Genomic DNA, 23,130 nt, shown 5'->3' with positions numbered 1-23,130 from the left:
CTATTTGAACTTGCGCAGAAATTTGGTCAGCCCCGCAAAATAGGCGGGCTGATCGTCGTACATCGCCATGTGGCCGCCGTTGGTGGCCAGCAGCTCGCCCTTGGGGAATTCGCTCGCCATCCGCGCCATGTAGGTGGGGTCCATCGTGTCGTGCTTGCCGGAGATGACCAGTGTCGGGACGGCGATGCGCTTGAGGTCGTTGAAGCGATCCCAGTTCGCCAGGCGGCCGCTCGCGCCCATTTCGCTCGGCCCTTGCATCAGCACGTAAAGGTGCTGGTTCATGGGGCCAGGGGTCAGGCCGTAGACCACCGGCTCCGGCCATTCGGCAGCGGGACGGCGCAGGATATGCTTCTCGTAGAACTCGGGCATCAGGATGCCGAGGTAGCGCGGGTCGTCCGTCTTGCCGGTCCGCTCCAGTTCCTCGACGATCTTGAGCTTTGCCGGATCCATCTGCGGCTTCAGGACTCGATTGGCGTAGTCGTTGTAGGCCGGGATCGAAGCCATCATGTTGGACACGACCAGGCACTTCAGCTGGTCCTGGTGCTTCAGCGCATATTCCATGGCCAGCAAGCCGCCCCAGCTTTGCCCGAGCAGGCAGAAGTTCGACGCGTCGGCGCCAATCGCCGACCTGACCTGTTCCACTTCGCTGACGAAACGGTCTACGGTCCACAGGTCGTCATCGTTGGGCCGGTCGCTCCGGCCGGACCCGAGCTGGTCGTAATAATAATATTCGATGCCCTCCTGCGGAAGGAAGCTGTCAAACACCTGGAATGGGTCGTGAGTCGCCCCCGGCCCGCCGTGCAGGAGCAGCAGCTTCAGCTTCGGATTGTTGCCGACCCGCTTGACCCATACCCGGAAGTCGCCCTTCGGGGTCTTGATCGGGATCATCCGCACCCCGCCGCTCCACGCGTCGGGCAGGCCGCGGCTGTCGAGGTAAGCCGAGGGAACTGCTGCCGGGCCGACACCGGCTTTGGCTTCGGGTCGGTATCCGCCCAGTGCCAAGGCGGTCAGAGCGAGACAGGCAGCCAATTTTCGCATCGTGCTTCCCCCATCGGCACAGCCCGCGCGTGGGGCTAGGCTGGCCTCCTTTGCTGGTGTAGCGCGGCTGTCGATTGGAACAAGGGAGCGTATCGAGGGCCCATGTGTGGAATTGTGGGAATCGTCGGCAAGCAGGCCGTCGCCGGGCGGCTGTTCGACGGGCTGAAGCGGCTGGAATATCGCGGCTATGACTCGGCGGGCATCTGCACCGTCGGGAGGGTGGCTTCGATCGCCGCCGCGCGGAAGGAAAGCTCGAGAATCTGAAGCGTGAGCTCGATGCCGATCCGCTGGGCGGCGACATCGGGATCGCGCATACCCGCTGGGCAACGCACGGCGCACCGACGGTCGACAATGCCCACCCCCACATCGTCGGTCGCGTGGCGCTGGTCCACAACGGCATCATCGAGAATTTCAAGCCGCTGCGTGACGAGCTGATCGCCGAGGGTCGCGAGTTCAAGTCGCAGACCGACAGCGAAGTGGTTGCCCATCTCGTTGCCCGCGAGGTCGAACGCGGCGCATCGCCGCAGGACGCGGTCGCGACGGTCCTGCCACGGCTTCACGGCGCCTTTGCCATCGCCTTCCTGTTCGCTGACCATCCCGACGTCGTCATCGGCGCGCGCATGGGTGCACCGCTGACGGTCGGCTACGGCGAGGGCGAAAACTATCTCGGTTCCGACGCGCTGGCGCTCGCGCCGCTGACCCAGAAGATCGCCTATCTTGACGAGGGCGACTGGGTCGTCGTTCGCCGCGACAGCGCGCAGATCTTCGATCGTGAAAATCAGCCGGTTACCCGCGACATCGTCGAATCCGGCGCGTCGGCGGCGAAGATCGAAAAGGGCAATCATCGCCATTTCATGCAGAAGGAAATTTTCGAGCAGCCGATCGTCGTGGCGCAGACCCTGCAAAGCTACGTCCGGCCGTTCGAAGGCAAGGTGGCCCTGCCGGACATCGAGTTCGATCTCGGCGCGGTCAACCGGGTGACGATCGTCGCCTGCGGTACCAGTTTCTATGCCGGCATGGTCGCCAAATATTGGTTCGAGCAGTTCGCCCGCGTGCCGGTCGACATCGATGTCGCCTCGGAGTTCCGCTATCGCGAGCCGGTGCTGGAGCCGGGCGGCCTGGCGCTGTTCATCTCGCAGAGCGGCGAGACGGCCGACACGCTCGCCGCGCTTCGCCATGCGCGCGCGGAGGGGCAGACTATCGCTGTCGTAGTCAACGTGCCGACCAGTTCGATGGCACGTGAGGCCGACCTGCTACTCCCGACCCATGCCGGTCCGGAAATCGGCGTCGCCTCGACCAAGGCGTTCACATGCCAGCTGGCGGTGCTCGCCGCGTTGGCGGCCAACCTCGCCCGCGCCAAGGGCCGGCTGAGCGAAGACGAAGAGCGCGAGATCGTCGCGCACCTGCAAGAGGCGCCGCAGGCGATGAACCATGCGCTGGCGCATGACGAGGAAATCGCCAGCCACGCCCACCTCGTCGCGCCCGCCCGCGACGTCCTCTATCTCGGCCGCGGCCCCGATTATCCGATGGCGATGGAAGGCGCGCTGAAACTTAAGGAAATCAGCTACATCCACGCCGAAGGTTATGCGGCTGGTGAGATGAAACACGGCCCGATCGCGCTGATCGACGATGCGGTGCCGGTGATCGTCCTAGCGCCGTCAGGACCCCTGTTCGAAAAAACCGTCAGCAACATGCAGGAAGTTCGCGCCCGGGGCGGCAAGATCATCCTGATCAGCGATGCCGAAGGCCTGGCGGAGGCCGGCGAGGGCTGCATGGCGACGATCGAGATGCCGAGCGTCCACCCGCTGATCGCGCCGCTGGTCTATGCCGTGCCGGTGCAGTTGCTGGCGTATCACGTGGCGGTCGCCAAGGGCACTGACGTCGACCAGCCGCGGAACCTGGCGAAGTCCGTTACCGTCGAATGATCAGTGGGCGAGGTTGAGGTCGCGGACCCGGCGCTTCATTCGTTCATAAAGGAAGTCGACCACCGTTCTCACCGGCGGTGAGTGACGGACACGTTCATGGGTCAGCAGCCAGATCCAGCGATCCGGCTCAGCCCTTGGGCGCATGCATCGGATCAGGTCGTCCTCGCCTTCCGCGATGAAGCAGGGAAGGGCGCCAATGCCCAGCCCGGAGCGGACACCGGTCAACAGGCCGGTCATCGTCGCCTGTTGGATGGCGACCTGCTCGGCGATCCCGATTTCCTGAAGGATTGCTTCATAGGCACGCCAGGTCATCACCCCGCCACCGCCGACCAGCGCATGCCCGTGGAGCGCGGCGCGGGTGCGCGGGATGCCGTGCCGGGCGGCGTAGTCGCGGCTGCAGTAAAAGGTCCATTCGTCCGGGCAAATCCGCCTGCCGACGACTCCGGCGGGGCAGCCGCGGCGGTGCTGCGAATGGCGACATCGGCTTCCCCGGCGCCCAGGTCGCGGACCGTTCCGCACTCATCAAGCTCGATCCGGATATCCGGATGGGCTTCATGCAACTCGGCCAACCATGGCGGCAAGAAGGTATTGGAGAAAATGTCGGAGGTGGTCACCCGGACCGTTCCACTATTGTCGCGTGACTGGAACCCCGCCGCTTCGGCGAAGCTGAGTGCCGCTTGTTCGACGACGATGGCGCGGTCGAGCAATTGTTTGCCCGCTGGCGTCAGCGCGTAACCGGCCTGGCGGCGGTCGAACAGAAGCAGCCCGAGCGATTGTTCGAGCGCTGCGATCCGTCGGGACACGGTGGTCTGGCTAACTCGCATGGACCGCCCCGCGGCGAGCGTGCTGCCAACACGGGCCACGGCGATGAAATAACGCAGGTCGTTCCAGTCGAACATGCCCCGTATCCTAGTAAGGCCGGCGGACCGCGCATTCTGCATTATCGCAGAACAATACCACGAACTAGTTGCTCTACGAAACCTATTCCGGGCTTATGAGAAAGGTCGCTCCGGATTGATCCGGCCTTTGAAAGAGGGACACGACCATGAAAACCCTTCTCGCCAGCATGATCCTCATCGCCCTTCCGTCGATGGTGGCCGCCGAACCCGTTCAGGTCAGCCGCTCGGTCGCGACCGCCGATCTCGACCTGTCGACCCAAAAGGGACAGCGGGCGCTCGACCGCCGCCTGACCATCGCCATCGACGACGCCTGCGGCGAGACGTCGGCGGTGGATCTCGCCGGTCGAAACGACATCCGCACTTGCCGCGCCGACGCGTGGGCCAAGGTCGAGGCAGAGCGCGAGCAGCGCCTCGCCCAGGCAGGTCGGGCCAAGGAGCCGATCGCGGTCGGCCGTTGATCTCGACAAGCATCGATGCCGTCGCCATTCTCGGTCCCATGATCGAGGTTGGCGGCGGTTGTCATTGCGGGGCGGTGCGTTTCAGGGCTCGGCTGCCCGATCCGCCAGTCCCCGCCCTCGACTGCAATTGCTCGGTCTGTTCGGCAACCGGCTTTGTTCACATCATCGTGCCGCACGAGGATCTACAGCTGGATCGCGGTAGCGAATCGCTGACCAGCTACCGCTTCGGCACGGGGGCGGCCGACCACCTGTTCTGCTCGACGTGCGGGGTGAAAAGCTTTTACCAGCCGCGCAGTCACCCGAACGCCTGGAGCGTCAACGCCAACTGTCTCGATGATCCGGTCACGCTGGAAATCGAACGTTTCGACGGACGCGACTGGGAGGCGGCCAAGGCGGCACTCGACGGGGTAGCAGGCTCCGACTAGGGCAGGGCGTGTGACCCATCGCGCCCTTCGCCTCCGCCTCGACGCCGCCGCTCTTCAGGACAATTGGCGCTGGTTGCAGCGAGCCAGCGGGACTGCGACCGGTGCGGCGGTCAAGGCTGACGGCTATGGTTTGGGCGCACGTGACGTTACGCGGCTGCTGGGCGACGCTGGCTGCCGCGATTTCTTCGTGTCGAACTGGGCGGAGGCTGATGCACTGGGCGCCATGCCCGACGGTGTAAGCCTGAGCGTGCTTCACGGCGTCGGCGCCAAGGACATGGCCGCCGCGCTGGGCAGCAGCGCCCGGCCGGTGCTTAACACGCCGGGGCAAATCGCACGGTGGCGCGAAGCGGCACCGGAGCGGCCGTGCGACGTCATGGTCGATACCGGCATGAACCGGCTCGGAGTTCGAACCGACGAGCTTCATTCGCTCGAAGGGCTCCGCATCGAAACGCTGATCAGCCACCTTGCCTGCGCGGACGAGGACAGCGCGATGAACCGGGTGCAGCGCGATCGCTTCGCCGCGGTCGCCGCGACGGTGGAGGCGCGCCGCTACAGCCTCGCCAACAGCGCGGGGATTTGCCTCGGCGCCGACTATGCCTTCGATCTCGTCCGTCCGGGACTTGCCCTTTACGGCGGGATCCCGCGGGAGGAGGCGAGCGGCCACATCCGCCAGGTGGTGTATCCCGAAGCGGAGGTAGTCCAGCGCCGCACGGTTCGCGCGGGCGAGACCGTCGGCTATGGCGCGACCTGGACTGCCCAGGATGACACCGAGGTGGCGGTCATCAATATCGGTTACGCCGACGGTTATCTGCGCTGCTTCGCCGGACGCGGCGGGGCCAGCGTGGGCGCAGCCCGGCTGCCGCTGGTCGGGCGCGTATCGATGGATCTGGTCGCATTGGACTGTTCGGATTGCCCCGAGCTTCGCGAGGGCGAATGGGTGTCGATGGACTATGACCTCCCGGCTGCGGCGGAGGCCAGCGGCCTGTCGCAATACGAATTGCTTACCGGGCTTGGCCAGCGGTTCGAGCGGGACTGGAACGGGGCGGGGCGTCTTTGGCTTGAACGCGCACAGGTCGATCACCGGACAGCGCCAGCATTCCGGTTTCCGCGCCTTGCAGACGTAGCGGCCATGCAGGATCAGCCAGTGATGGGCGTGGGTCAGGAACGGCTTGGGAGTGACCTTCTCCAATTTCAGCTCGACCGCCAGCGGGTCCTTGCCCTTGGCCAGTCCGGTGCGGTTGGCGACCCGGAAGATATGGGTATCGACGGCGATCGTCGGCTGACCGAACGCGACGTTGAGGACGACGTTGGCGGTCTTGCGCCCGACGCCGGGTAGCTTCTCGAGTTCGCTCCGTTCGGTCGGCACCTCGCCGCCGTAATTGTCGACCAGGATGCGCGCGGCGGCGATGACGTTCTTCGCCTTGGTATTGAACAGCCCGATCGTCTTGATGTGATCACGGAGCGCCTCTTCGCCGAGATCGAGCATTTGTTGCGGCGTCTGGACCTTGGCGAACAGGGCGCGCGTCGCCTTGTTCACGCCGACATCGGTCGCCTGCGCGGAAAGGGCGACCGCGACGACCAGCGTATAGGGATTTACATATTCAAGCTCGGTCTGGGGCGAGGGATCGGCCTCCGCCAGTCGCCGGTAGAATTCGAAAACTTGCGGAGGCTTCATCCGCCGATGACATCGCGCATCGAATAGAGTCCGGCGGGCTTGCCATGAAGGAAGCGGGCGGCCGCGAGCGCGCCGCGGGCGAAGATCGCGCGACTTTCTGCGCGATGCGACAGGACCAGCCGCTCGTCTGGCCCCAGGAACATAACGTCATGGTCGCCGGCGACGGTGCCGCCGCGAACGGCGGCGTAACCGATTTCGCCCGGCTCGCGCTTCAGGCCGACGCCGGAGCGGCCCAATTCCTCCTTGCAGTCCATCGACCGGCCGATCTCGACGGACTTGCCGAGGTGAAGTGCCGTGCCGGACGGAGCGTCGGCCTTGTGGCGGTGATGCGCCTCGACAATCTCGACGTCCCAATCGGCCGTCGGCAGCACCCGCGCGGCACGCTCGACCAGGTCAGCGAGCAACGCCACGCCCAGTGACGTATTCGGCGCGACGAGGATGGGGATCGTCCGCGACGCCTCGCGGATCAGTTCGTGGTGGCCTTCGTCCAGGCCGGTCGTCCCGACCAGCAGCGGCACAGCTGCGCTGACGGCGCGGTCCAGGCTCTGGCGAAGCGCTGCCGGGGCAGAGAAGTCGATCAGGACGTCCCCGTGGTCGGATGCGATCTCGAATTCGTCATCGGCTCCGGCGGCGTCGGCGATGGCCTGGCCCATGCGGCCGTCGGGCGCGAACAGGGAAAGGCGAAGCGGTTGCTGGTCGGTGCGCATGGCAATGGTGATGGCGCAGCGATCAGCCGCGCGCAATGCCGAGCCGGTCTTGGAGTGCCATCGCCGCGGCGGGCGCCCGCCGTTTCGCGCCGTTGATCAGGAACACGTAAGCGTCGCGGCCTGCCTCGGCCCATCCGCGTGTCAGCGTCGACAATTCGTCGAGCCTGGCGGGCGAATAGCCGGTCTCGATTTCGTCCTGCATCCGTTGCAGCCGGGCGTATCGGAAATCGGCGGTGTCGAGGTCGATGCAGGGAAATTCGTCGTCATCGCCGAATACGACGGCGGCGTTGTGGTCGCGACAGAGGGAGGCAAAGGCCTCGTCCCGGAAGCTTTCGTGACGCGGTTCAATGACGTGGCGAAGCGGCACATCGCCAAGCTTTTGCGGCAACAGCGACAGGAAGGCGGCGATGTCGTCGCGGTCGAACTGCCGGTGCCGCGCGAGCATCCACAACGTCGGGCCAAGCTTCGCGCCGAGTCGGTCGACGCCCTGCGCGTAGAAATTGCCGATCCCCTCGCCGGCGTCGGCGAGCTTCGGGCGGGTGACGCAGAATCGCGAAGCTTTCAGCGTGAATTGAAAGTCGTCGGGCGTTGCCGCCGCCCATTTCTCCCAGCTTCCAGGTGCCTGACGGCTGTAGAAGGTCGCGTTGATCTCGATCGCGCCAAAGGCCCGGGAGGCAAATTCCAGTTCGCGCGATTTCGCCCAGTTCTCGGGATAGAAGAGGTCGCGCCATTCGGGGAAGGTCCAGCCCCCGATGCCGACACGGATGTTGCCCCTGGCCATGCCCGCGTCGATGCAGCAGCCAGACGGCGGCTGCAATCGCCCATCGCTGGAAGATCGCAGCCGGCCTGGTCCCGGGTCACCGGTTGCGGTCGACGCGGAAGCGGACGGGGGTATCACCGACATGACCGGAAACGCGGCCGTCGGCGCGGACCTTGAAGCGGAAAGACTGCCTGTCGCTGATCCGCTGCCCCTGGATATGGCGCGTACCGTCCGCGGCAACGGTTTCGGTGTAGGCCACGGGCTGGCCTTCCATGCGAAAGCTGTGCTGGGCGGCGGTAGCCGTGCCGGCCAGCGAGGACGCGGCAACGAGGATGGTCGCGGAAATCATGGTCATTCTCCCTTTTCGGCGGCAGCGGAAAGGCCGTTGCCTCGCTGGGAGGATTTCAAGGATCGTGCCAAATCCGGCTTTTCTTGCCGTATCAGTGGCATAATACGCTGAGGCGGTATCGCGGGATGGGGGAGCATCCCAACCCGAGGCAAAATCCGCCATATCTCGGGCGTGCCCTTGCCATCGTGCGGCAGGCTCGAAAGTATGCACGGACATGATCGAGAACATCGTCATCCTGACTGGGGCGGGGATCAGCGCGGAAAGCGGTTTGCAGACGTTCCGTGCTGCGGACGGCTTGTGGGAAGGGCATCGGGTCGAAGATGTCGCGACCCCCGAGGCGTACCGCCGCAATCCCGCGCTAGTGCATCAATTCTACGACGCCCGTCGCGCCCGGCTGGCGGAGGTGGTGCCTAATCCCGCCCATGAAGCGCTGGCGCGACTGGATGCCGAGTGGTCGGGCGAGTTGCTGATCGTGACCCAGAACGTCGACGACCTGCACGAACGGGCAGGCGCCCGGCGGCTGTTGCACATGCATGGCGAGCTGCTGTCCGCCTGGTGCCAGTCGTGCGACGATCGATACGAATGGGACGGGCCGATGGGAGAGGGCGCTCACTGCCCGCGTTGCGCGAGGGCCGGGCAGGTTCGTCCGGACATCGTCTGGTTCGGCGAGATGCCCTACGACATGGAGCGGATCGATGCGGCCCTGATCAACGCCGACCTGTTCGTGTCGATCGGAACGTCGGGCGCGGTCTATCCCGCCGCTGGCTTCGTCCAGACCGCCCGCTACCGTGGCGCGCGCACGCTGGAGATCAACTTGGAACCGAGTCAGGGCAGCGTCTTCTTCGACGAGCGGCGTTACGGACCGGCGAGCGTCGAAGTGCCGCGCTGGGTAGACGAGCTTCTCGCTCAGTCCGCCCAATCCAGCCCGATATCCTCATAAAGCCCGCGGTCCTCGTCCCAGCGCGGATCGACCTTGACGTGCAGGAACAAGTGGACCTTGCGGCCGAGATGCTCGGCGATGGCTTCGCGGGCCGCCGATCCGATCGACTTTAGCCGGGCGCCGCCCTTGCCGACGACGATCGCCTTCTGGCTGTCGCGCTCGATCAGGATTTGCTGGTGGATGACCGTCGAGCCATCCTTGCGGTCCTCCCACTGCTCGGTCTCGACCGCCGCCGAGTAGGGCACCTCGGCATGAAGCTGCAGGTAGAGTTGCTCGCGGGTCAGCTCGTTGGCGACCATTCGGTCGGTGGCGTCGGTTAGCTGGTCTTCGGGGAAGTGCCACGGGCCTTCGGGCATCGCCCCGGCCAGCGCCGCTTTGAGGTCCGCGACGCCGTCGCCGGTGGTCGCGGAGACCATGAAGATGGCTTCGGGCTTCAACCGCTCGGCGAGCCGGGCGGTGAGCGCGAGCAGGCTTTCCTTGTCGGCGATGTCGACCTTGTTCAGCACGAGAATCTTCGGCTCGCTGCGCTGCTCGACGCCCTCGATGACCTGCTCGACGCGCTGGCCGACCTTGGCGGCGGCGTCAATCACCAGCACGACGCGGTCGGCGTCCTCGGCTCCCTCCCACGCGGCCTTGACCATGGCGCGGTCGAGGCGCCGGTTGGGCGTGAAAATGCCGGGCGTGTCGACCAGCAGGATCTGGGTTTCGCCGGCAATGGCGATGCCCATCAGCCGTGCACGGGTCGTCTGCGCCTTGGGGCTGACGATGGCGACCTTCTGCCCGACGAGGGCATTGACCAGCGTCGACTTGCCCGCGTTGGGCGCGCCGAGGACGGCCACCAGTCCGCAACGTTGGCTCATGACAGGCGCTCCACCAGCATCGCGGCGGCGGCGGTCTCCGCCTCCTGCTTGTTGTCGCCCTCGGCTTCCGCCTCCCCGTGACGGCCCAATGACACCTTCACGCGGAAACGCGGGGCGTGATGCGGACCGAAGCGGGCAAGCATTTCATAGACGGGAACTCCAAGGTTTCGGGCCGCGGCCAATTCCTGAAGCGCGGACTTGGGGTGCACCGGCGCGCGCTTCTGGACGTCGAGGAACGGCGACCAATGCTTGCGGACGATGGCCCTGGCGGCATCGAGGCCATGTTCAAGATAGACCGCGCCGAGCAGGGCCTCGACAACGTCGCCGATGACGTTCTCGCTGAGATTGGCGAGATCCTCGCGCGCTTGCTTGCCGAGGCGGATGTGAGGCGGAAGGCCGATCGCCCGGCCGACTTCGGCGCAAGTCTCGCGGGCCACCAGCGCGTTGTAGCGCCGGCTGAGCTTGCCCTCGGGCTCGTCAGGAAAGCGCTCGTACAGCCATTCCGAGACCAACAACCCAAGCACCCGGTCGCCGAGGAATTCCAGTCGTTCGTAGCTGTCGCCGCCGCGGCTGCCATGGGTCCGAGCGCGTTCGTAGAGTGCTGCGTCGCGTGGCTCGATCCCGAGCGCTTCGGTCAGGAAGGCGGCTGTGTCGCTCACCGGTTGTAGCTCTTGGCGACGCGGTCCCCGCGGAGGGCGGTGAACCAGCTGATCGGGTTGATCCAGCTCGCGCTGCCGTCGGTCGACCAGAAGCGCACCGTGGCCCGCCCGACAAGATGATCCATGGGCACGATGCCGATACCGCCCTGGTAAGGCGAGAAGCGGCTGTCGAGGCTGTCGTCGCGATTGTCGCCCATCAGGAAGACGGAACCGGCCGGAACGGTCACCGGGCCGAAGTCGTCCGCGGGCCGCCTTGCACCTGGTCGATGGTGAGGTAGGTCGGGCCGTTGGGCAGCGATTCCCGATAAGTCGGGTAGAGACAAATGGGGCCGTCTGCGCCGGGTTTCACCATCTGCGTGGCGCCAGGAACGACGCGACACGGTGTGTTCGGGCTGACCGGGATCTCGATCATCCCGTTGTCGGTGCGGGCGAGTTGCTTGCCGTTGAGGAGCACTGACCCGCCGACGACTTGTACCGTGTCGCCCGGGACGCCGATCACGCGCTTCACCCAGTCCTCATTCTCTGCGCCGGGCTTGCGGAAGATGACGATGTCGCCGCGCTTGGGGATGCTTTCGAAAACCCGGCCGTCGAACGACGGGAAACCAAACGGGAAGCTGTATCGTGAATAGCCATAGGGCCACTTTTGGACGAACAGATAGTCGCCGATGTACATGTTCGGCAGCATCGACCCCGACGGGATGCTGAACGGCGCGACGATCAGGCTTCGGAGCACCCACGCGAACAGCGCAAGGAACAGCAGGGATTTCCAGAAGCTGTCCTTCTTGGGGGGCGCTTCGGCTTGCTCGACACTCTCTTCGCTCATCGGGGTCGTGCCTTGGGCGAGGGGCCCAAAGCGTCAAGCAGGGATGGCTTTTGGCCGGCGCGCGGCTAGGAGAGGCGGCGATGGCGATTCTCGATACCACCGGCGCCTGGCAGGCGATCGACGCGCACCACGCGGTGCCCCTGACAAGCTTGTTCGAACAGGATGAAGGGAGGGTTGGCCGGCTTTGTCGCGACCTTGCCGGGATCCACTTCGACTTATCGAAAACGCACCTGGACGACGGGCTCGTCAGCGCATTCTGCGACCTTGCCGAGCAAGCGGGTTATGGCGCGGCGCGCGATGCCTTGTTCGCCGGCGCGGTGGTCAATCCGAGCGAGGACCGGTCGGCGACCCACACCGCCGAGCGTGGGCAGGGATCGCCCGCCGACGTCGACCTGGCGTCGCAACGCCGGGCGCGGATGCGCAGCCTGCTCGACGCGATCGAGGGCGGGGCATTCGGCGACATCGAATCCGTGCTCCACATTGGCATTGGCGGATCGGCGCTTGGTCCCGACCTCGTCATCGACGCGCTGGGTCGCGACAGCGACCGGATCGAAGTGCGGGTCCTGTCCAACATCGACGGCGAGGCATTCGACGAGGCCGTCAGCGGGCTCGATCCGGCGACGACCCTGGTGGTGGCCGTGTCGAAAACCTTTTCGACCATCGAGACGCTGACCAACCTCGAGGCCGCGATCGAGTGGCTGGTCGAGGGCGGGGTCGATGATGCTTATGGCCAGCTGATCGCGGTCACCGCAGCGCCTGACAAGGCAATCCGCTTCGGTATCGACCAGACCCGCGTTCTTCCGTTCGGCGAAGGCGTCGGCGGCCGCTATTCGATGTGGTCGTCGGTCGGCCTGTCGATCGCGCTGGCCCTGGGCTGGAGCGCGTTCGAGGAGATGCTGGAAGGCGCGGCGATCGTCGACCGTCATGTCCGTTCGGCCAAGGGCGCCGACAATGTCGCGCTGCTGGCGGCGTTCGCCGACACTTATTACGCTCAGGTCCGCCGCGCCGAAACGCGAGCGGTGTTCGCCTACGACGAACGGCTGCGACTGCTGCCCAATTACCTCCAGCAGCTCGAAATGGAATCGAACGGCAAGTCGGCGACGCGTGATGGCGGCAAGCTCGACCGTCCAAGCGCGCCGATCACCTGGGGCGGGACCGGCACGGACGCCCAGCACGCGGTGTTCCAGCTGCTCCACCAAGGCACGCACATCGTCCCGGTCGAATTCGTCGCCGTGGTCGAGAATGAAGACAGCCTCGACCCGCGTCATCACCGGATGCTGCTGCTCAACTGCATCGGGCAGGCGGCGGCTCTGATGAAGGGGCGCGACAGCGACGATGCGGCGCGCTTCTATGCGGGCGACCGGCCTTCGATGACGTTGTTGCTGGAACGGCTCGACGCGCGAACGCTTGGCGCGCTGATCGCCTTCTACGAGCATCGCACGTTCGCCAATGCCGTGCTGATCGGGATCAACCCGTTCGACCAGTTCGGCGTGGAGTTGGGCAAGGAGATTGCATTGTCGCTGGACGATCCGGAATCGCGCGACGGGCTAGACGCCTCGACCCGCGCCCTGCTCGACAAGGCCGGGCTGTGAGCGACTACGACCTGTTCGTCATCGGCGCGGGTTCTGGCGGTGTTCGCGCCGCGCGGATTGCCGCCAGCCATGGGGCGCGGGTTGCGGTCGCGGAGGAACATCGCGTCGGCGGCACCTGCGTCATCCGAGGCTGCGTTCCCAAGAAGCTGCTCGTTTACGGAGCGCACTTTGCCGAGGATCTGAATGACGCGGCGATGTTCGGTTGGGACGTTCCCAGCTGTTCATTCAACTGGCCGGTGCTCCGCGACAATGTGCTGGGCGAAGTGTCGCGGCTCGAGGGACTCTACAAGCAGACGCTTGCCACCCACGACGTCACGATCATCGAAGAGCGGGCGGTGCTGGCGGGGCCAAACCAGGTCCGGCTGGCCAGTGGCCGCACCGTCACCGCCGACAAGATCTTGATCGCCACAGGTGCCCACCCGCACATGCCCCAGTTCGAGGGCAGCGATCTCGCCATCTCGTCGAACGAGGTTTTCTTCCTCGAGAAGATGCCGAAGCGCGTGGTCATCGCCGGCGGTGGTTACATTGCCAACGAATTCGCCGGCATCTTCCACCAGTTCGGGGCGCACGTCGTGCTGGTCAATCGCGGAGACACGATCCTTCGTGGCTACGACGAGCAGATGCGCGATCGCCTGTTGCACATCTCGATGACCAAGGGCCTGGAATTCCGCTTCAACTCCACGTTTCAGAAGATTGAACAGAACGCCGATGGCACCTTGCTCGCGACCATGACGGGCTGCGACGACCTTGATGCCGATGTCGTCCTGTTCGCGACGGGCCGCCGGCCGAATGTTCACGGCCTTGGCCTGGAAGGCGTCGGCGTCGCTATCGGCGACCGCGGCGAAATCAAGGTCGACGAACATAGTCGCACCAGCGTGCCGTCGATCTTCGCCATTGGCGACGTCACGGACCGGATCCAGCTGACGCCGGTCGCGATCCGCGAGGGCCATGCGTTTGCCGACAGCCAGTTCGGCGGAAAGCCGTGGACGGTCGACTACGACAACGTCCCGCACGCCGTATTCTCGCACCCGCCGATCGCGAGTGTCGGGCTGACGGAAGGGGAGGCCAAGAACAAGCTGGGACAGGTGCGTACCTTTACCAGCGACTTCCGGCCGATGAAGAACGTGCTGGCGGGCCGCAACGAGCGTTCTCTTTACAAGCTGGTCGTCGATGGCGGCACCGATGTCGTCGTCGGCATGCACATGATCGGCCCCGACGCGCCGGAAATTCTCCAGGCGGCCGCGGTCGCGGTCAAGGCGGGGCTCAAGAAGGCCGACTTCGACCGGACCGTCGCGCTTCATCCGACGATGTCCGAAGAACTGGTGTTGATGCGCTGATGCACGACGTTGTCATCATCGGGGCGGGGCATAACGGGCTCACCTGCGCCTGGTATCTGGCGAGGCGCGGGCTGAAGGTTGCCATTCTCGAGGCCAGCGAGAAGGTCGGCGGCGCGGCCGTCACTGACGAATTCCATCCGGGGTTCCGCAACAGCGCGGCCAGTTACACCGTCTCCCTGTTGCAGCCCAAGGTCATCCGCGACATGGAACTGGAGCGGCACGGCCTCGAAGTCGTTCTCCGCAAGCGCGACAATTTCCTGCCGGGGCCGAAGGGAAGCTACCTGCTGACCGGGCGCGACGGGCAAACGCGCGCCGATATCGTCCGGCATCACGCTTCTGACGGCCCGGCCTACGACCGCTACAATGCGGAACTGGAAACCGTTGTACCGCTCATCAAGAAATGGATCCTGAAGGCTCCGGTCGAGGCCGGGGCCGGGGTCGCCGGTCTCGGCAAGTTGCTGGTGCTGGGCAAGGACCTGGTGGGTCTTACTACGGACGAGGTTCGCGTCGTCCACCAATATGCCACCAAGAGCGCGGGCGAGATCCTCGACCGCCACTTTACCGGCGACCTCGCCAAGGCGTTGTTCGGCTTCGACGGCGTCGTCGGCAATTTCGCGTCGCCCTACACGCCGGGTACAGCTTACGTCCTGCTGCACCATCTGTTCGGCGAAGCCGCGGGGTCGCCGGGGCTTGGGGTCACGCCATCGGCGGCATGGGGTCGATCACCCAAGCGATGGCCAAGGCCTGCCGGGAGGCCGGCGTCGACATCATGCTCAACACGCCGGTGGACGAAGTGTTGGTCGAAAAGGGCCGGGCCGTCGGCGTGGTCGCCGGTGGCAAGGCACATCGGGCCAGCACTGTCGTTGCCAACGTCAATCCGCGCCTCCTATTTACCAGGCTCGTGCCACAGGGCGCTCTGGAACGAACCGCCGAGGAGCATTTCGCAAACTGGTCTTGCGAGAGTGCGACCTTCCGAATGAACGTCGCCCTCGACAAGTTGCCGAACTTCACCGCGCTGCCCGGCCGCGGCGATCATCTGACCGCCGGCATCATCATCGCGCCCAGCCTTGACTATATGCATCGCGCCCACGCCGATGCGGCGCTCAACGGCTGGACCAAGCAGCCTATCGTCGAGATGCTGATCCCGTCGACGCTCGACCCCGCCCTCGCGCCCAAGGGCAGGCATGTCGCGTCGCTGTTTTGCCAGCATTTCCGCTATCACCTTCCCCACGGGCGGAGTTGGGACAACGAGCGCGAGGCGGCCGCGGATGCGATCATCGCCACGGTCGACGCGCATGCGCCGGGTTTTGCCAAGTCGGTCATTGCGCGGCAGATCCACTCGCCGCTTGACCTGGAGCGTCGCTTCGGCCTGATCGGCGGAGACATCTTCCACGGCAAGATGGGACTCGACCAGCTCTTCAGCGCCCGGCCGATGATCGGCGCGGCTGATTACCGGATGCCGCTCGCCGGCCTCTACTTGTGCGGTTCCGGCGCCCATCCCGGTGGCGGCGTGACCGGGCGCCCGGTCATAATGCGGCGCAGGCAATATTGGCGGACCGGCGGCCCTGGCGGCGCGCGCGGTGACCAAGCCGCTCGACGGCATCCGGGTTCTCGACCTCAGCCGGGTACTGGCCGGCCCATGGTGCACGCAACTGCTGGCCGACCTTGGCGCCGACGTGATCAAGGTCGAGCAACCCGGCGCCGGTGACGACACGCGGCACTGGGGACCGCCGTGGCTTGAGCATGGCGACGAGCGTGTCGCCGCCTACTTCCTTGCCGCCAACCGTGGCAAGCGATCGGTCGCGATCGACTTCGGCAAGCCCGAAGGCGCGGATCTGGTACGGCGCATGGCCGCCGAAGCCGATGTCGTGGTGGAGAACTTCAAGGTCGGCGGGCTGAAGAAGTTCGGTCTCGACGCCGCGACCCTTCGCGCCGCCAACCCGCGCCTGGTCTATGCGTCGATCACCGGTTTCGGACAGGATGGACCGTACGCGGGGCGCGCGGGGTACGACTATATCATCCAGGCGATGGGCGGGATGATGAGCCTGACCGGCGTTCCGGATGGCGAGCCCGGCGGCGGTCCGATGCGCGCAGGGGTCGCGATCGCCGACCTGTTCACCGGCATGTACACCGCCAACGCCATCCTTGCCGCTCTCTATGCGCGGGAAACGAGCGGCGAGGGCGCGACGATCGACATGGCGCTGTTCGATGCGCAGCTGGCGATGCTGGCCAATCAGGGTTCGAATGCGCTGGTCAGCGGGCGCGACCCCGGCCGCCAAGGGGTCGGCCACCCCAACATCGTGCCGTATCAGCCGTTCGAAGCGTCGGACCAGGCAATTATTGTCGCGGTCGGCAACGACCGTCAGTTCGGCAAGCTCGCGGCCATCCTCGGCCACGCCGAGTGGGCCAGCAACCCGGAATTCGCGACCAATCCGGCCAGGGTCGCGGCAAGAGCGACGCTGGTGCCGATGATCGCCGACATCATCCGCACGAAGCCTGCCGCCGACTGGTTGGATCAGCTCGAAGCGGCCGGCATCCCGGCCGGACCGATCAATGGCGTGAGCCAGGCGATCGCCGATCCGCAAGCGCAGCATCGCGGCATGAAGTTGTCGATGGACGGCGGCGCGCTGGGGCCGGTGCCGATGATCGGGAACCCGATCCGCCTCGACGGGGAGCGTACCGACGCGACCCGGCCGCCCCGGCACTGGGCGAACATGGTTCGGAAGTCCTCGGCAGCTTCCTGAGCCCGAAGAGATCGAACACCTTCGCTCGGAAGGCGTGGTCGGCTAGACCCGGTCGCGGTCCGGCGCGGGCAGCAACTCCTCGCCGTAACGCGACTGGATGAAGCGGCCCTGGGTCTCGAACGCGGCAAGGTCGGCACGGGCCAGCTTCTCGCTAATCTCCGACAGTGCTTCGCGCCCCGCGGCCAGCGCTTCGACCAGCCGCTGGTCGACGTCCTTGTCCTCGCCGTCCCGCTCTGACCGATAGGCTTTCGGGATGTGCAGATAGCGGTCAATCAAGCCCGGCAAGTGGACCGACATCAACCGCCGGGCATCTTGCGCGTTGGGATCGAGGTCGGGGATTCGTTGCAACGTTTCCCGCAGTCCGGGAAGTGCAGCCGACAAACGGTCGACCTCCGCCTGCGCGGGCGCGGGGAGGGCGCGCCGGGCGCGGAACAGATAGCTGTCGAACCGTTGCACCATCTGGCCGTTGGGAAGGTCGGTCGACACGTCGGGCGCGGCGATCTCCTTCCCGCCGGACACCGCCAGCAGCGCTGCGACGCCGATCGCCAGGCCCACCGCGGCGAGGAAACCGAACATGCCGATCGGCAGGATCAATCCGATGGCGATTGTCGCCAGACTGATGATGCCCACCGCGATACCGATGCGCGCGAGCGTTCGGGTCAGCCCCGAATTCAGCCGCTGCCGCTCGCGCTTGGCGGCGGCGCGGACACTGCCCTCGCGTCCGTCGAGCTGCGCCATTACCCGGTCGGCGCGGGCAATCGCGAGATCCGCTTTCTGTGTGACGTCGGTCATTTTTGCTCGATGGGGGTGAACGGCGACGGTTCGGGGCCGGCCAGCTTGGACTGGGCCACGCCCTCGGCGCGAGCGATATAGCCCTTGGACTTTTCGACTTCGGTGCCCAGCGTCTCGACCGTCTGCTTCATGTTGGAAAGCGCCGCGAGCTTGAACTGGTCGATCTGGTCCATCGTGTCATAGATATTCTGGAAAGCGCGCTGCAGCGTCTCCAGCGGGATGGTCGACGAGGCCGCCTGCTCATGGATTGCGCCGGTCTGGGTGCGCAGCATTTCGCCGGTGGAATCGATCATGTTGGCGGTGGTCGTGTTGAGCGCCGTGACCTGCTCCAGCACCAGTTTCTGGTTCGTCATCGCCTGGGCGACCGTCACCGCCGTGCGCAGCGCCGCGACGGTCGTGGTCGAGGCGCGATCGACACCCTTCACCAGTTCGACATTGTTCTTCTTGACAAGGTCGAGGGCGAGGTAGCCCTGCACCGTCACCGCCATCTGCGTCAGCAGGTCGGTAGTGCGCTGGCGAGTATAGAAGAGCGCGGTTTCGCGGATCGCCTTGGCCTTGGCGGGCTCGGTCGCATCAAGCTCGTTGGCCTTGTCCTCCAGCTGCTTGTCGAGCGCCTTCGAGATGTGGATCATCTGTTCCAGGCGGTGCATCGTCTTCCACAAGCCCGACCGCTCCGTGTCGATCGCTGCATTGTCCATCAACAGCTCGTCCTTGCCGTTGGCAAGGCGGCTGAGGATCGCGGAAATGTGCGTCTGGCTGCTGCGGTACTTGTCGAAGTAGTTGTTGATCTTGTTGCCGAACGGAATGATCCCGAGGAACTTTCGGGTCGTCATTCCGCGCGAGGCTTCCTTGGGGTCGAGCCCTTCGACAGTGCGGCGGAGTTCGACCAGGTCGGCACCGATGCCAGTGTCGCTATCGATCGCCTTGACCGGTCGGTCGAGGAAGCGGTTCGACGCGCCGGCGGCCTCCGCGATTTCCTTGCGTCCCATGGCGGTCAGGGCGTCGACCTTCTTGCCGAACTCGGGGCTATTGGAATCGAGCGCTGCGAGTTCCTCGACAAACTTTGCGACCTTCTGGTCGAGCTCGGTCACTTCCTCGCCCTTTAAAGGGACGAGGCCCGACGCCTCGTGCGCCGCGATCGGTTGAAGCGCGGCGGGCGGTTCCAGCTTGATCTTGGTCGCGGTGGTCGTCTGGGTCGCGTCGCTGGCCATCGTTATTCCTTCTGTAACGTCATCGCCGAAGGTGGAGCCTGAACGGGCGCCACGCAAGGGTCTCAGTGTATTATATGTATAATACGGATGCGGGCAAGGGCGCCGGGTTAGCAGTTCGTCAACCATTCTCCTGCACAGTTTGCTCACCGTGAGTTGGCTATTTCCGTCGGCATAACGGCTCAAAATGGGTGAGACGATGCGCCATTTCTTGCGGAAATTGTGGAATGATAAGCGGGGCAATGCCCTGGTTATTGCCGGTGCCGCACTGCCTTTGGTGGTCGGTTCGGCCGGTCTTGCGACTGACACCATTCAGTGGACCATGTGGAAGCGACAGCTCCAGCGCGCGGCCGACTCGGCGGCGATGGCGGGCGTCTACGCGAAGGTTGCGGGTCAGGACCGTAACGGCGCCGTCAACGCCGACCTCGTCTACAATCAGAACACCGGCATCACGCTCGAGACCGGCTATCCCAAGATTTCTTTCCCGGCCGACACGGCGGACTGGGACAGCGCGGTCAGGGTCGAACTGGCGGTGAAACGCAACCTCGCTTTCTCGTCGATGTTCACGACCGCGCCGACCATTGTCGCATCGGCGACCGCGGCCATCGCTGACAGCGGCGAATATTGCGTCGTGAGTCTCGAAAACACGGCGGTCACCGGAATCCTTAATTCCGGTAACTCGAACCTCGATCTCGGGTGCGGGATGATCACCAACTCGACGTCGCTGAACGCGGCGATCGCAACGGGTTCGGCGACGGTCAACGCCAGCCCGGTCGCGGCCGTGGGCGGCATTCAGGCGTCGAAGCAGTGGGGCAATTCCACCTTGCTTCCCTTCACCATCGCGCAGGACGATCCGTTCGCCGCAGTGAAGATGGATACCACCATCACGCCATGCAATAAGAACGATCCCAAGGTGAACCCGAACGAAACGGTGCCGGATCTAGAACCCGGTTGCTACAAGGGCTTCACGATCAACGGGACGGTCAAGCTGAAACCCGGCACCTATTACATCGACGCCGGTGACATCGATTTCGGCGCCCAGGCGAAGGTCGACGGCACGGCTGGCGTGACGCTGGTTCTGACCAATTCGTCGGCATCGACGACGGCCACGATCGGCAACCTCAAGATGAACGGCTCTGCCCAGGTCAATTTAAAGGCGCCGAAGACCGGGTGCACGCTTGGCAATGCCGGCTGCTTCGACGGAATCGTAATGTTTCAGGATCGGCGGGCCACGGACGACGGAAGCACGTCGAACAGTCCGAATCAGGTCAATGGCAACTCGTCGTCAAGTATGCGCGGCGCACTCTACTTCCCGAACCAGCAGGTCGGTTTCAACGGCAACGGCGGCCTGGTCACGGACTGCTTCATGCTCGTGTCACGCCGGGTCGACTTCAAGGGCAACATGAACCTGAAGAACACCTGCAAGAAGGACGGCGATCCGCCGCCCCCGACGGGGCGTCACGTCCGGCTGGTGGCATAATGAGCAGGTTCCGCAACCTCCTTCGCGACGATCGCGGCGCGTCGATCATCGAACTGGCGTTCGTCGCGCCGATCTTCGCGACGATGCTGGTCGGGATGACCGATCTCTCGCGCGGATTCTCGGCGAAGCTCCAGCTTACCCAAGCCGCGCAGCGTTCGATCGAGAAGGTCATGCAGACCAGCTTCCAGACCGGCGCCGTCGATACGCTGAAGGCCGAGGCGGCGTCGGCGGCAGGGGTCGATGCTTCGGCGGTGACGATCGATTACTGGCTGCAATGCAACGGGTCAGGCAAAACGGGGTGGACAAGGCCACCGCCTACAACGGCGTCTGTCCGAACGGCCAGGCCTATGCCCGCTATATCCAGGTCGAGATCACCAAGGTCTACACCCCGATGTTCACCAAGGTGAAGTTCGCGGGCGCCAACGCCGATGGCACGTACACGCTTCACGGCAAGGCCGGAATCCGGGTGCAATGATGAAGAAGCTGATCCGCAATCAGGAAGGTGCGGCCGCGATCGAAATGGCGTTCGCGCTGCCGATCCTCATCCTGTTCATCTACGGCATCTTCCAAGTGGGAATTGCCTTCCAGGCAAGTGCCGGCATGCAAAACGCCTTGGGCGAGGGCGCTCGTCTCGCGACGTTGTTTCCCGAACCGACGAATGATGAAATCGTCGCCCGGATCAACGCGAAGGTATTCGGCACCAAGGTGGGGCAATTCGGTACCCCGACGGTCACCAATCAATGCGACTCGACCGGCGACAATGCCTGCCCGACCGGGACCGTGTCGAAGTACAAAGACCTCAGCGTCAACTTCAAGATGACGCCCGATTTCCTGTTCTTCAAAGGTCCGGAGATCAACCTGACGCGCACCAAGCGGGTCTATACCGCGGGCCGGATCACCTAGGACTTGGCGGCGCGGGCCGCGAAGAAAGCAGCGATTGCATTCTTCACTTCGTCGGACGCCAACCGTTCGGCGAAGTGGCCGTTTTCCAGCTCCATCCGCTCAAGCACTTCATCGCGCGATCCGCGCCGCAGCAGCCGCTGGGTCTGGCGCATCGCTTCGGCTGGTTTGGCGAGCAACGCGGCGACCAGCCTTTCCAGCGCGGTGGCAAGGCCGCCCGACGGGACGACATGACTAGCGATGCCGGTCTCCAGCGCCTGCCGGGCCGTGAACGGCTCACCAAGCAGGATGTGACGCGCGGCGGCGCGGCGTCCGGACAGGCGCGGCATGATCAGCGAACTTGCTGCCTCGGGGACGAGGCCAAGGTCGACGAACGGCATGACAAGGCGGGCTCCGTCCTCGACCAGCACGAAGTCGCAGTGGAACAGCATCGTGGTGCCGATGCCGACCGCGTTGCCATGGACCGCGGCGATCAGCGGAACTTCGTTGGTGGCAAGGGCGCGCAGCAGGCGCCACACCGGAATGTCGGTATCGCTGCCCGGAGCCGGCATTTCCTTGAGGAAATCCGCGAGATCGTTGCCGGCGGTAAAGTCCTCGCCTTCGCCTTCCAGCGTGATCAAGCGGACCGACGGGTCGTCAGCGGCACCGGCAATGGCATCGGCCAGCGCGGCATACATGGCGACCGTGATGGCGTTGCGCTGGCGGGGACGGGAGAGGGTGATTGCCAGCCGGGCGCCGCCGTCGCGCCGTTCGATCCGTACGTCGTCGCCCATCTTTTAAGCCCTTCAAGCCGTCGAATCGGGTGACCTTCATGGCCCCAGCCGCTATCGCCATGCAAACGCTAGCACCGGGGACCCCAACCGATGAAATTCTTCGCCGACACCGCTGAAATCGACGACATCCGCAAGCTGAACGACACCGGCCTGCTCGATGGCGTGACGACCAACCCATCGCTGATCAAGAAGGCGGGCCGCGACTTCATCGAAACCGTTCGCGAGATCGCCTCGATTTGCCCCGGTCCGATTTCGGCCGAAGTCGTCGCGCTCGATCATGCCGAAATGATGCGAGAGGCGGAAACGCTGCGGAAGATCGCCGACAATATCGCGATCAAGGTGCCGCTGACGCCCGATGGCCTCAAGACCTGCAAGGCGCTGACCAGCGATGGGACGATGGTCAACGTCACGCTCTGCTTCTCGGCCAACCAGGCGCTTCTGGCCGCCAAGGCGGGCACAACCTTCATCTCGCCGTTCGTTGGACGCCATGACGACGTCGGTTATCCGGGGATCGAACTGATCGCCGACATCCGCACGATTTACGACAATTACGATTTCCCGACGCAGATCCTGGTCGCCAGCGTACGCAACCCGATCCACGTCCACGACGCCGCCAAGCTGGGTGCCGACGTGATGACCGCGCCGCCGTCGATCATCTGGCAGATGTTCAAGCACCCGCTGACCGATAACGGCATCGCCGCTTTCCTGAAGGACTGGGAGGCGACCGGTCAGAAGATCGGCTGAGAGGACGCCAATATTTTAACCCTGTCGCGCGTAGGGTGCGGG

Annotated in this window: 24 protein-coding genes and 4 pseudogenes; 13 read left to right on the top strand and 15 right to left on the bottom strand. The window is 65.0% G+C overall.

Going from position 1 to position 23,130, the window contains the following annotated elements; all coding sequences use genetic code 11:
• Complete coding sequence (locus H9L12_RS06885; RefSeq protein WP_187541115.1) at positions 1-1,038, bottom strand: proline iminopeptidase-family hydrolase; 1,038 nt, start codon at positions 1,036-1,038, stop codon at positions 1-3.
• Positions 1,039-1,140: 102 nt separating this feature from the next.
• Between H9L12_RS06885 and glmS the strand changes: the two are divergent.
• A pseudogene (gene glmS, locus H9L12_RS06880) lies at positions 1,141-2,963 on the top strand (glutamine--fructose-6-phosphate transaminase (isomerizing)).
• On the opposite strand, the gene H9L12_RS13920 reads toward glmS, so the two are convergent.
• Both H9L12_RS13920 and H9L12_RS06875 read right to left on the bottom strand, forming a co-directional pair.
• Positions 2,964-3,389, bottom strand: a complete 426-nt coding sequence (locus H9L12_RS13920) for a LysR substrate-binding domain-containing protein (protein WP_281399811.1) — start codon at positions 3,387-3,389, stop codon at positions 2,964-2,966.
• Positions 3,275-3,862 carry a LysR family transcriptional regulator gene (locus H9L12_RS06875; RefSeq protein WP_281399776.1) on the bottom strand — a complete coding sequence of 196 codons (588 nt, stop codon included), beginning with the start codon at positions 3,860-3,862 and terminating at the stop codon, positions 3,275-3,277. The genes H9L12_RS13920 and H9L12_RS06875 overlap by 115 nt, the downstream gene beginning before the upstream one ends.
• A gap of 146 nt (positions 3,863-4,008) precedes the next feature.
• On the opposite strand from H9L12_RS06875, the gene H9L12_RS06870 reads away from it, so the two are divergent.
• The 3 genes and pseudogenes from H9L12_RS06870 to alr all read left to right on the top strand — a co-directional run.
• Positions 4,009-4,320: a UrcA family protein gene (locus tag H9L12_RS06870; RefSeq protein WP_187541114.1), complete on the top strand. Its 312-nt coding sequence runs from the start codon at positions 4,009-4,011 to the stop codon at positions 4,318-4,320.
• Positions 4,317-4,745, top strand: a complete 429-nt coding sequence (locus tag H9L12_RS06865; RefSeq protein ID WP_246450269.1) for a GFA family protein — start codon at positions 4,317-4,319, stop codon at positions 4,743-4,745. The genes H9L12_RS06870 and H9L12_RS06865 overlap by 4 nt, the downstream gene beginning before the upstream one ends.
• 10 nt (positions 4,746-4,755) lie before the next feature.
• Positions 4,756-5,781 (top strand): annotated as a pseudogene (alr, locus tag H9L12_RS06860) (alanine racemase); the annotation flags it as partial.
• 3 nt (positions 5,782-5,784) lie between these two features.
• On the opposite strand, the pseudogene nth reads toward alr, so the two are convergent.
• The 4 genes and pseudogenes from nth to H9L12_RS06840 form a co-directional block, all read right to left on the bottom strand.
• Positions 5,785-6,420 (bottom strand): annotated as a pseudogene (gene nth, locus H9L12_RS06855) (endonuclease III); the annotation flags it as partial.
• Positions 6,417-7,127: a 4-hydroxy-tetrahydrodipicolinate reductase gene (gene dapB, locus H9L12_RS06850; RefSeq protein WP_187541113.1), complete on the bottom strand. Its 711-nt coding sequence runs from the start codon at positions 7,125-7,127 to the stop codon at positions 6,417-6,419. The pseudogene nth and the gene dapB, both read right to left, overlap by 4 nt.
• A gap of 22 nt (positions 7,128-7,149) precedes the next feature.
• A complete protein-coding gene (locus tag H9L12_RS06845; RefSeq protein WP_187541112.1) occupies positions 7,150-7,908 on the bottom strand; it encodes a DUF72 domain-containing protein in 759 nt (252 codons plus the stop codon).
• Between the two features lie 76 nt (positions 7,909-7,984).
• Entirely contained in the window at positions 7,985-8,242 is a 258-nt protein-coding gene (locus H9L12_RS06840) for a hypothetical protein (RefSeq protein WP_187541111.1), read from the bottom strand.
• A gap of 208 nt (positions 8,243-8,450) precedes the next feature.
• On the opposite strand from H9L12_RS06840, the gene H9L12_RS06835 reads away from it, so the two are divergent.
• Positions 8,451-9,176: an NAD-dependent deacylase gene (locus tag H9L12_RS06835; protein WP_187541110.1), complete on the top strand. Its 726-nt coding sequence runs from the start codon at positions 8,451-8,453 to the stop codon at positions 9,174-9,176.
• On the opposite strand, the gene era is transcribed toward H9L12_RS06835, so the two are convergent.
• From era to lepB (H9L12_RS06820), 4 genes are read right to left on the bottom strand one after another with little or no spacing between them, the layout of a single operon-like run.
• On the bottom strand, positions 9,143-10,036 hold the full coding sequence (gene era, locus H9L12_RS06830; RefSeq protein WP_187541109.1) for a GTPase Era: 894 nt from the start codon (positions 10,034-10,036) through the stop codon (positions 9,143-9,145). The genes H9L12_RS06835 and era overlap by 34 nt on opposite strands.
• A complete protein-coding gene (rnc, locus tag H9L12_RS06825; RefSeq protein ID WP_187541108.1) occupies positions 10,033-10,695 on the bottom strand; it encodes a ribonuclease III in 663 nt (220 codons plus the stop codon). The genes era and rnc overlap by 4 nt, the downstream gene beginning before the upstream one ends.
• On the bottom strand, positions 10,692-10,922 hold the full coding sequence (lepB, locus tag H9L12_RS13535; RefSeq protein ID WP_246450268.1) for a signal peptidase I: 231 nt from the start codon (positions 10,920-10,922) through the stop codon (positions 10,692-10,694). The genes rnc and lepB (H9L12_RS13535) overlap by 4 nt, the downstream gene beginning before the upstream one ends.
• Positions 10,919-11,518, bottom strand: a complete 600-nt coding sequence (lepB, locus tag H9L12_RS06820; RefSeq protein WP_246450266.1) for a signal peptidase I — start codon at positions 11,516-11,518, stop codon at positions 10,919-10,921. Before lepB (H9L12_RS06820) ends, lepB (H9L12_RS13535) begins: the two co-directional genes overlap by 4 nt.
• Positions 11,519-11,598: 80 nt before the next feature.
• Here lepB (H9L12_RS06820) and pgi point away from each other — a divergent pair, with 80 nt between their 5' ends.
• The 4 genes and pseudogenes from pgi (at position 11,599) to H9L12_RS06800 (ending at position 17,191) form a co-directional block, all read left to right on the top strand.
• Positions 11,599-13,110: a glucose-6-phosphate isomerase gene (gene pgi / locus H9L12_RS06815; protein ID WP_187541107.1), complete on the top strand. Its 1,512-nt coding sequence runs from the start codon at positions 11,599-11,601 to the stop codon at positions 13,108-13,110.
• A complete protein-coding gene (gene gorA, locus H9L12_RS06810) occupies positions 13,107-14,447 on the top strand; it encodes a glutathione-disulfide reductase (RefSeq protein ID WP_187541106.1) in 1,341 nt (446 codons plus the stop codon). Before pgi ends, gorA begins: the two co-directional genes overlap by 4 nt.
• Positions 14,447-16,031, top strand: a pseudogene (locus tag H9L12_RS14430) (phytoene desaturase family protein). Before gorA ends, H9L12_RS14430 begins: the two are co-directional and overlap by 1 nt.
• Complete coding sequence (locus H9L12_RS06800) at positions 16,028-17,191, top strand: CaiB/BaiF CoA transferase family protein (RefSeq protein WP_187541105.1); 1,164 nt, start codon at positions 16,028-16,030, stop codon at positions 17,189-17,191. Before H9L12_RS14430 ends, H9L12_RS06800 begins: the two are co-directional and overlap by 4 nt.
• A gap of 42 nt (positions 17,192-17,233) precedes the next feature.
• Here the strand turns inward: H9L12_RS06800 and H9L12_RS06795 are convergent, their stop codons facing one another.
• Positions 17,234-17,983: a hypothetical protein gene (locus tag H9L12_RS06795; protein WP_187541104.1), complete on the bottom strand. Its 750-nt coding sequence runs from the start codon at positions 17,981-17,983 to the stop codon at positions 17,234-17,236.
• A complete protein-coding gene (locus tag H9L12_RS06790; RefSeq protein ID WP_187541103.1) occupies positions 17,980-19,194 on the bottom strand; it encodes a toxic anion resistance protein in 1,215 nt (404 codons plus the stop codon). The genes H9L12_RS06795 and H9L12_RS06790 overlap by 4 nt, the downstream gene beginning before the upstream one ends.
• A 196-nt stretch (positions 19,195-19,390) precedes the next feature.
• Between H9L12_RS06790 and H9L12_RS06785 the strand changes: the two genes are divergently transcribed.
• A complete protein-coding gene (locus tag H9L12_RS06785) occupies positions 19,391-20,671 on the top strand; it encodes a pilus assembly protein TadG-related protein (protein ID WP_187541102.1) in 1,281 nt (426 codons plus the stop codon).
• Here the strand turns inward: H9L12_RS06785 and H9L12_RS13530 are convergent.
• The gene (locus tag H9L12_RS13530) at positions 20,650-20,814 is read right to left on the bottom strand and encodes a hypothetical protein (RefSeq protein WP_246450264.1); all 165 of its coding nucleotides are present in this window, start codon (positions 20,812-20,814) and stop codon (positions 20,650-20,652) included. The genes H9L12_RS06785 and H9L12_RS13530 overlap by 22 nt on opposite strands.
• On the opposite strand from H9L12_RS13530, the gene H9L12_RS14425 reads away from it, so the two are divergent.
• Together H9L12_RS14425 and H9L12_RS06775 are read left to right on the top strand one after the other, a co-directional pair.
• Positions 20,755-21,078, top strand: a complete 324-nt coding sequence (locus H9L12_RS14425; RefSeq protein ID WP_425506818.1) for a hypothetical protein — start codon at positions 20,755-20,757, stop codon at positions 21,076-21,078. The two genes, H9L12_RS13530 and H9L12_RS14425, sit on opposite strands and share 60 nt — an antisense overlap.
• A gap of 64 nt (positions 21,079-21,142) precedes the next feature.
• Positions 21,143-21,574 carry a TadE/TadG family type IV pilus assembly protein gene (locus tag H9L12_RS06775; RefSeq protein WP_187541100.1) on the top strand — a complete coding sequence of 144 codons (432 nt, stop codon included), beginning with the start codon at positions 21,143-21,145 and terminating at the stop codon, positions 21,572-21,574.
• On the opposite strand, the gene H9L12_RS06770 is transcribed toward H9L12_RS06775, so the two are convergent.
• Positions 21,571-22,344 carry an enoyl-CoA hydratase-related protein gene (locus tag H9L12_RS06770; RefSeq protein WP_187541099.1) on the bottom strand — a complete coding sequence of 258 codons (774 nt, stop codon included), beginning with the start codon at positions 22,342-22,344 and terminating at the stop codon, positions 21,571-21,573. The genes H9L12_RS06775 and H9L12_RS06770 overlap by 4 nt on opposite strands.
• Positions 22,345-22,434: 90 nt before the next feature.
• Between H9L12_RS06770 and fsa the strand changes: the two genes are divergently transcribed.
• Positions 22,435-23,088, top strand: a complete 654-nt coding sequence (gene fsa, locus H9L12_RS06765; RefSeq protein WP_187541098.1) for a fructose-6-phosphate aldolase — start codon at positions 22,435-22,437, stop codon at positions 23,086-23,088.
• Positions 23,089-23,130 lie beyond the last annotated feature (42 nt).

Origin of the sequence: Sphingomonas rhizophila (genome assembly GCF_014396585.1) — a bacterium.
Classification (GTDB): domain Bacteria; phylum Pseudomonadota; class Alphaproteobacteria; order Sphingomonadales; family Sphingomonadaceae; genus Sphingomicrobium; species Sphingomicrobium rhizophilum.
Note: the sequence above shows the minus strand (reverse complement) of the source record. Positions and strands in the feature narration are given on the sequence as shown.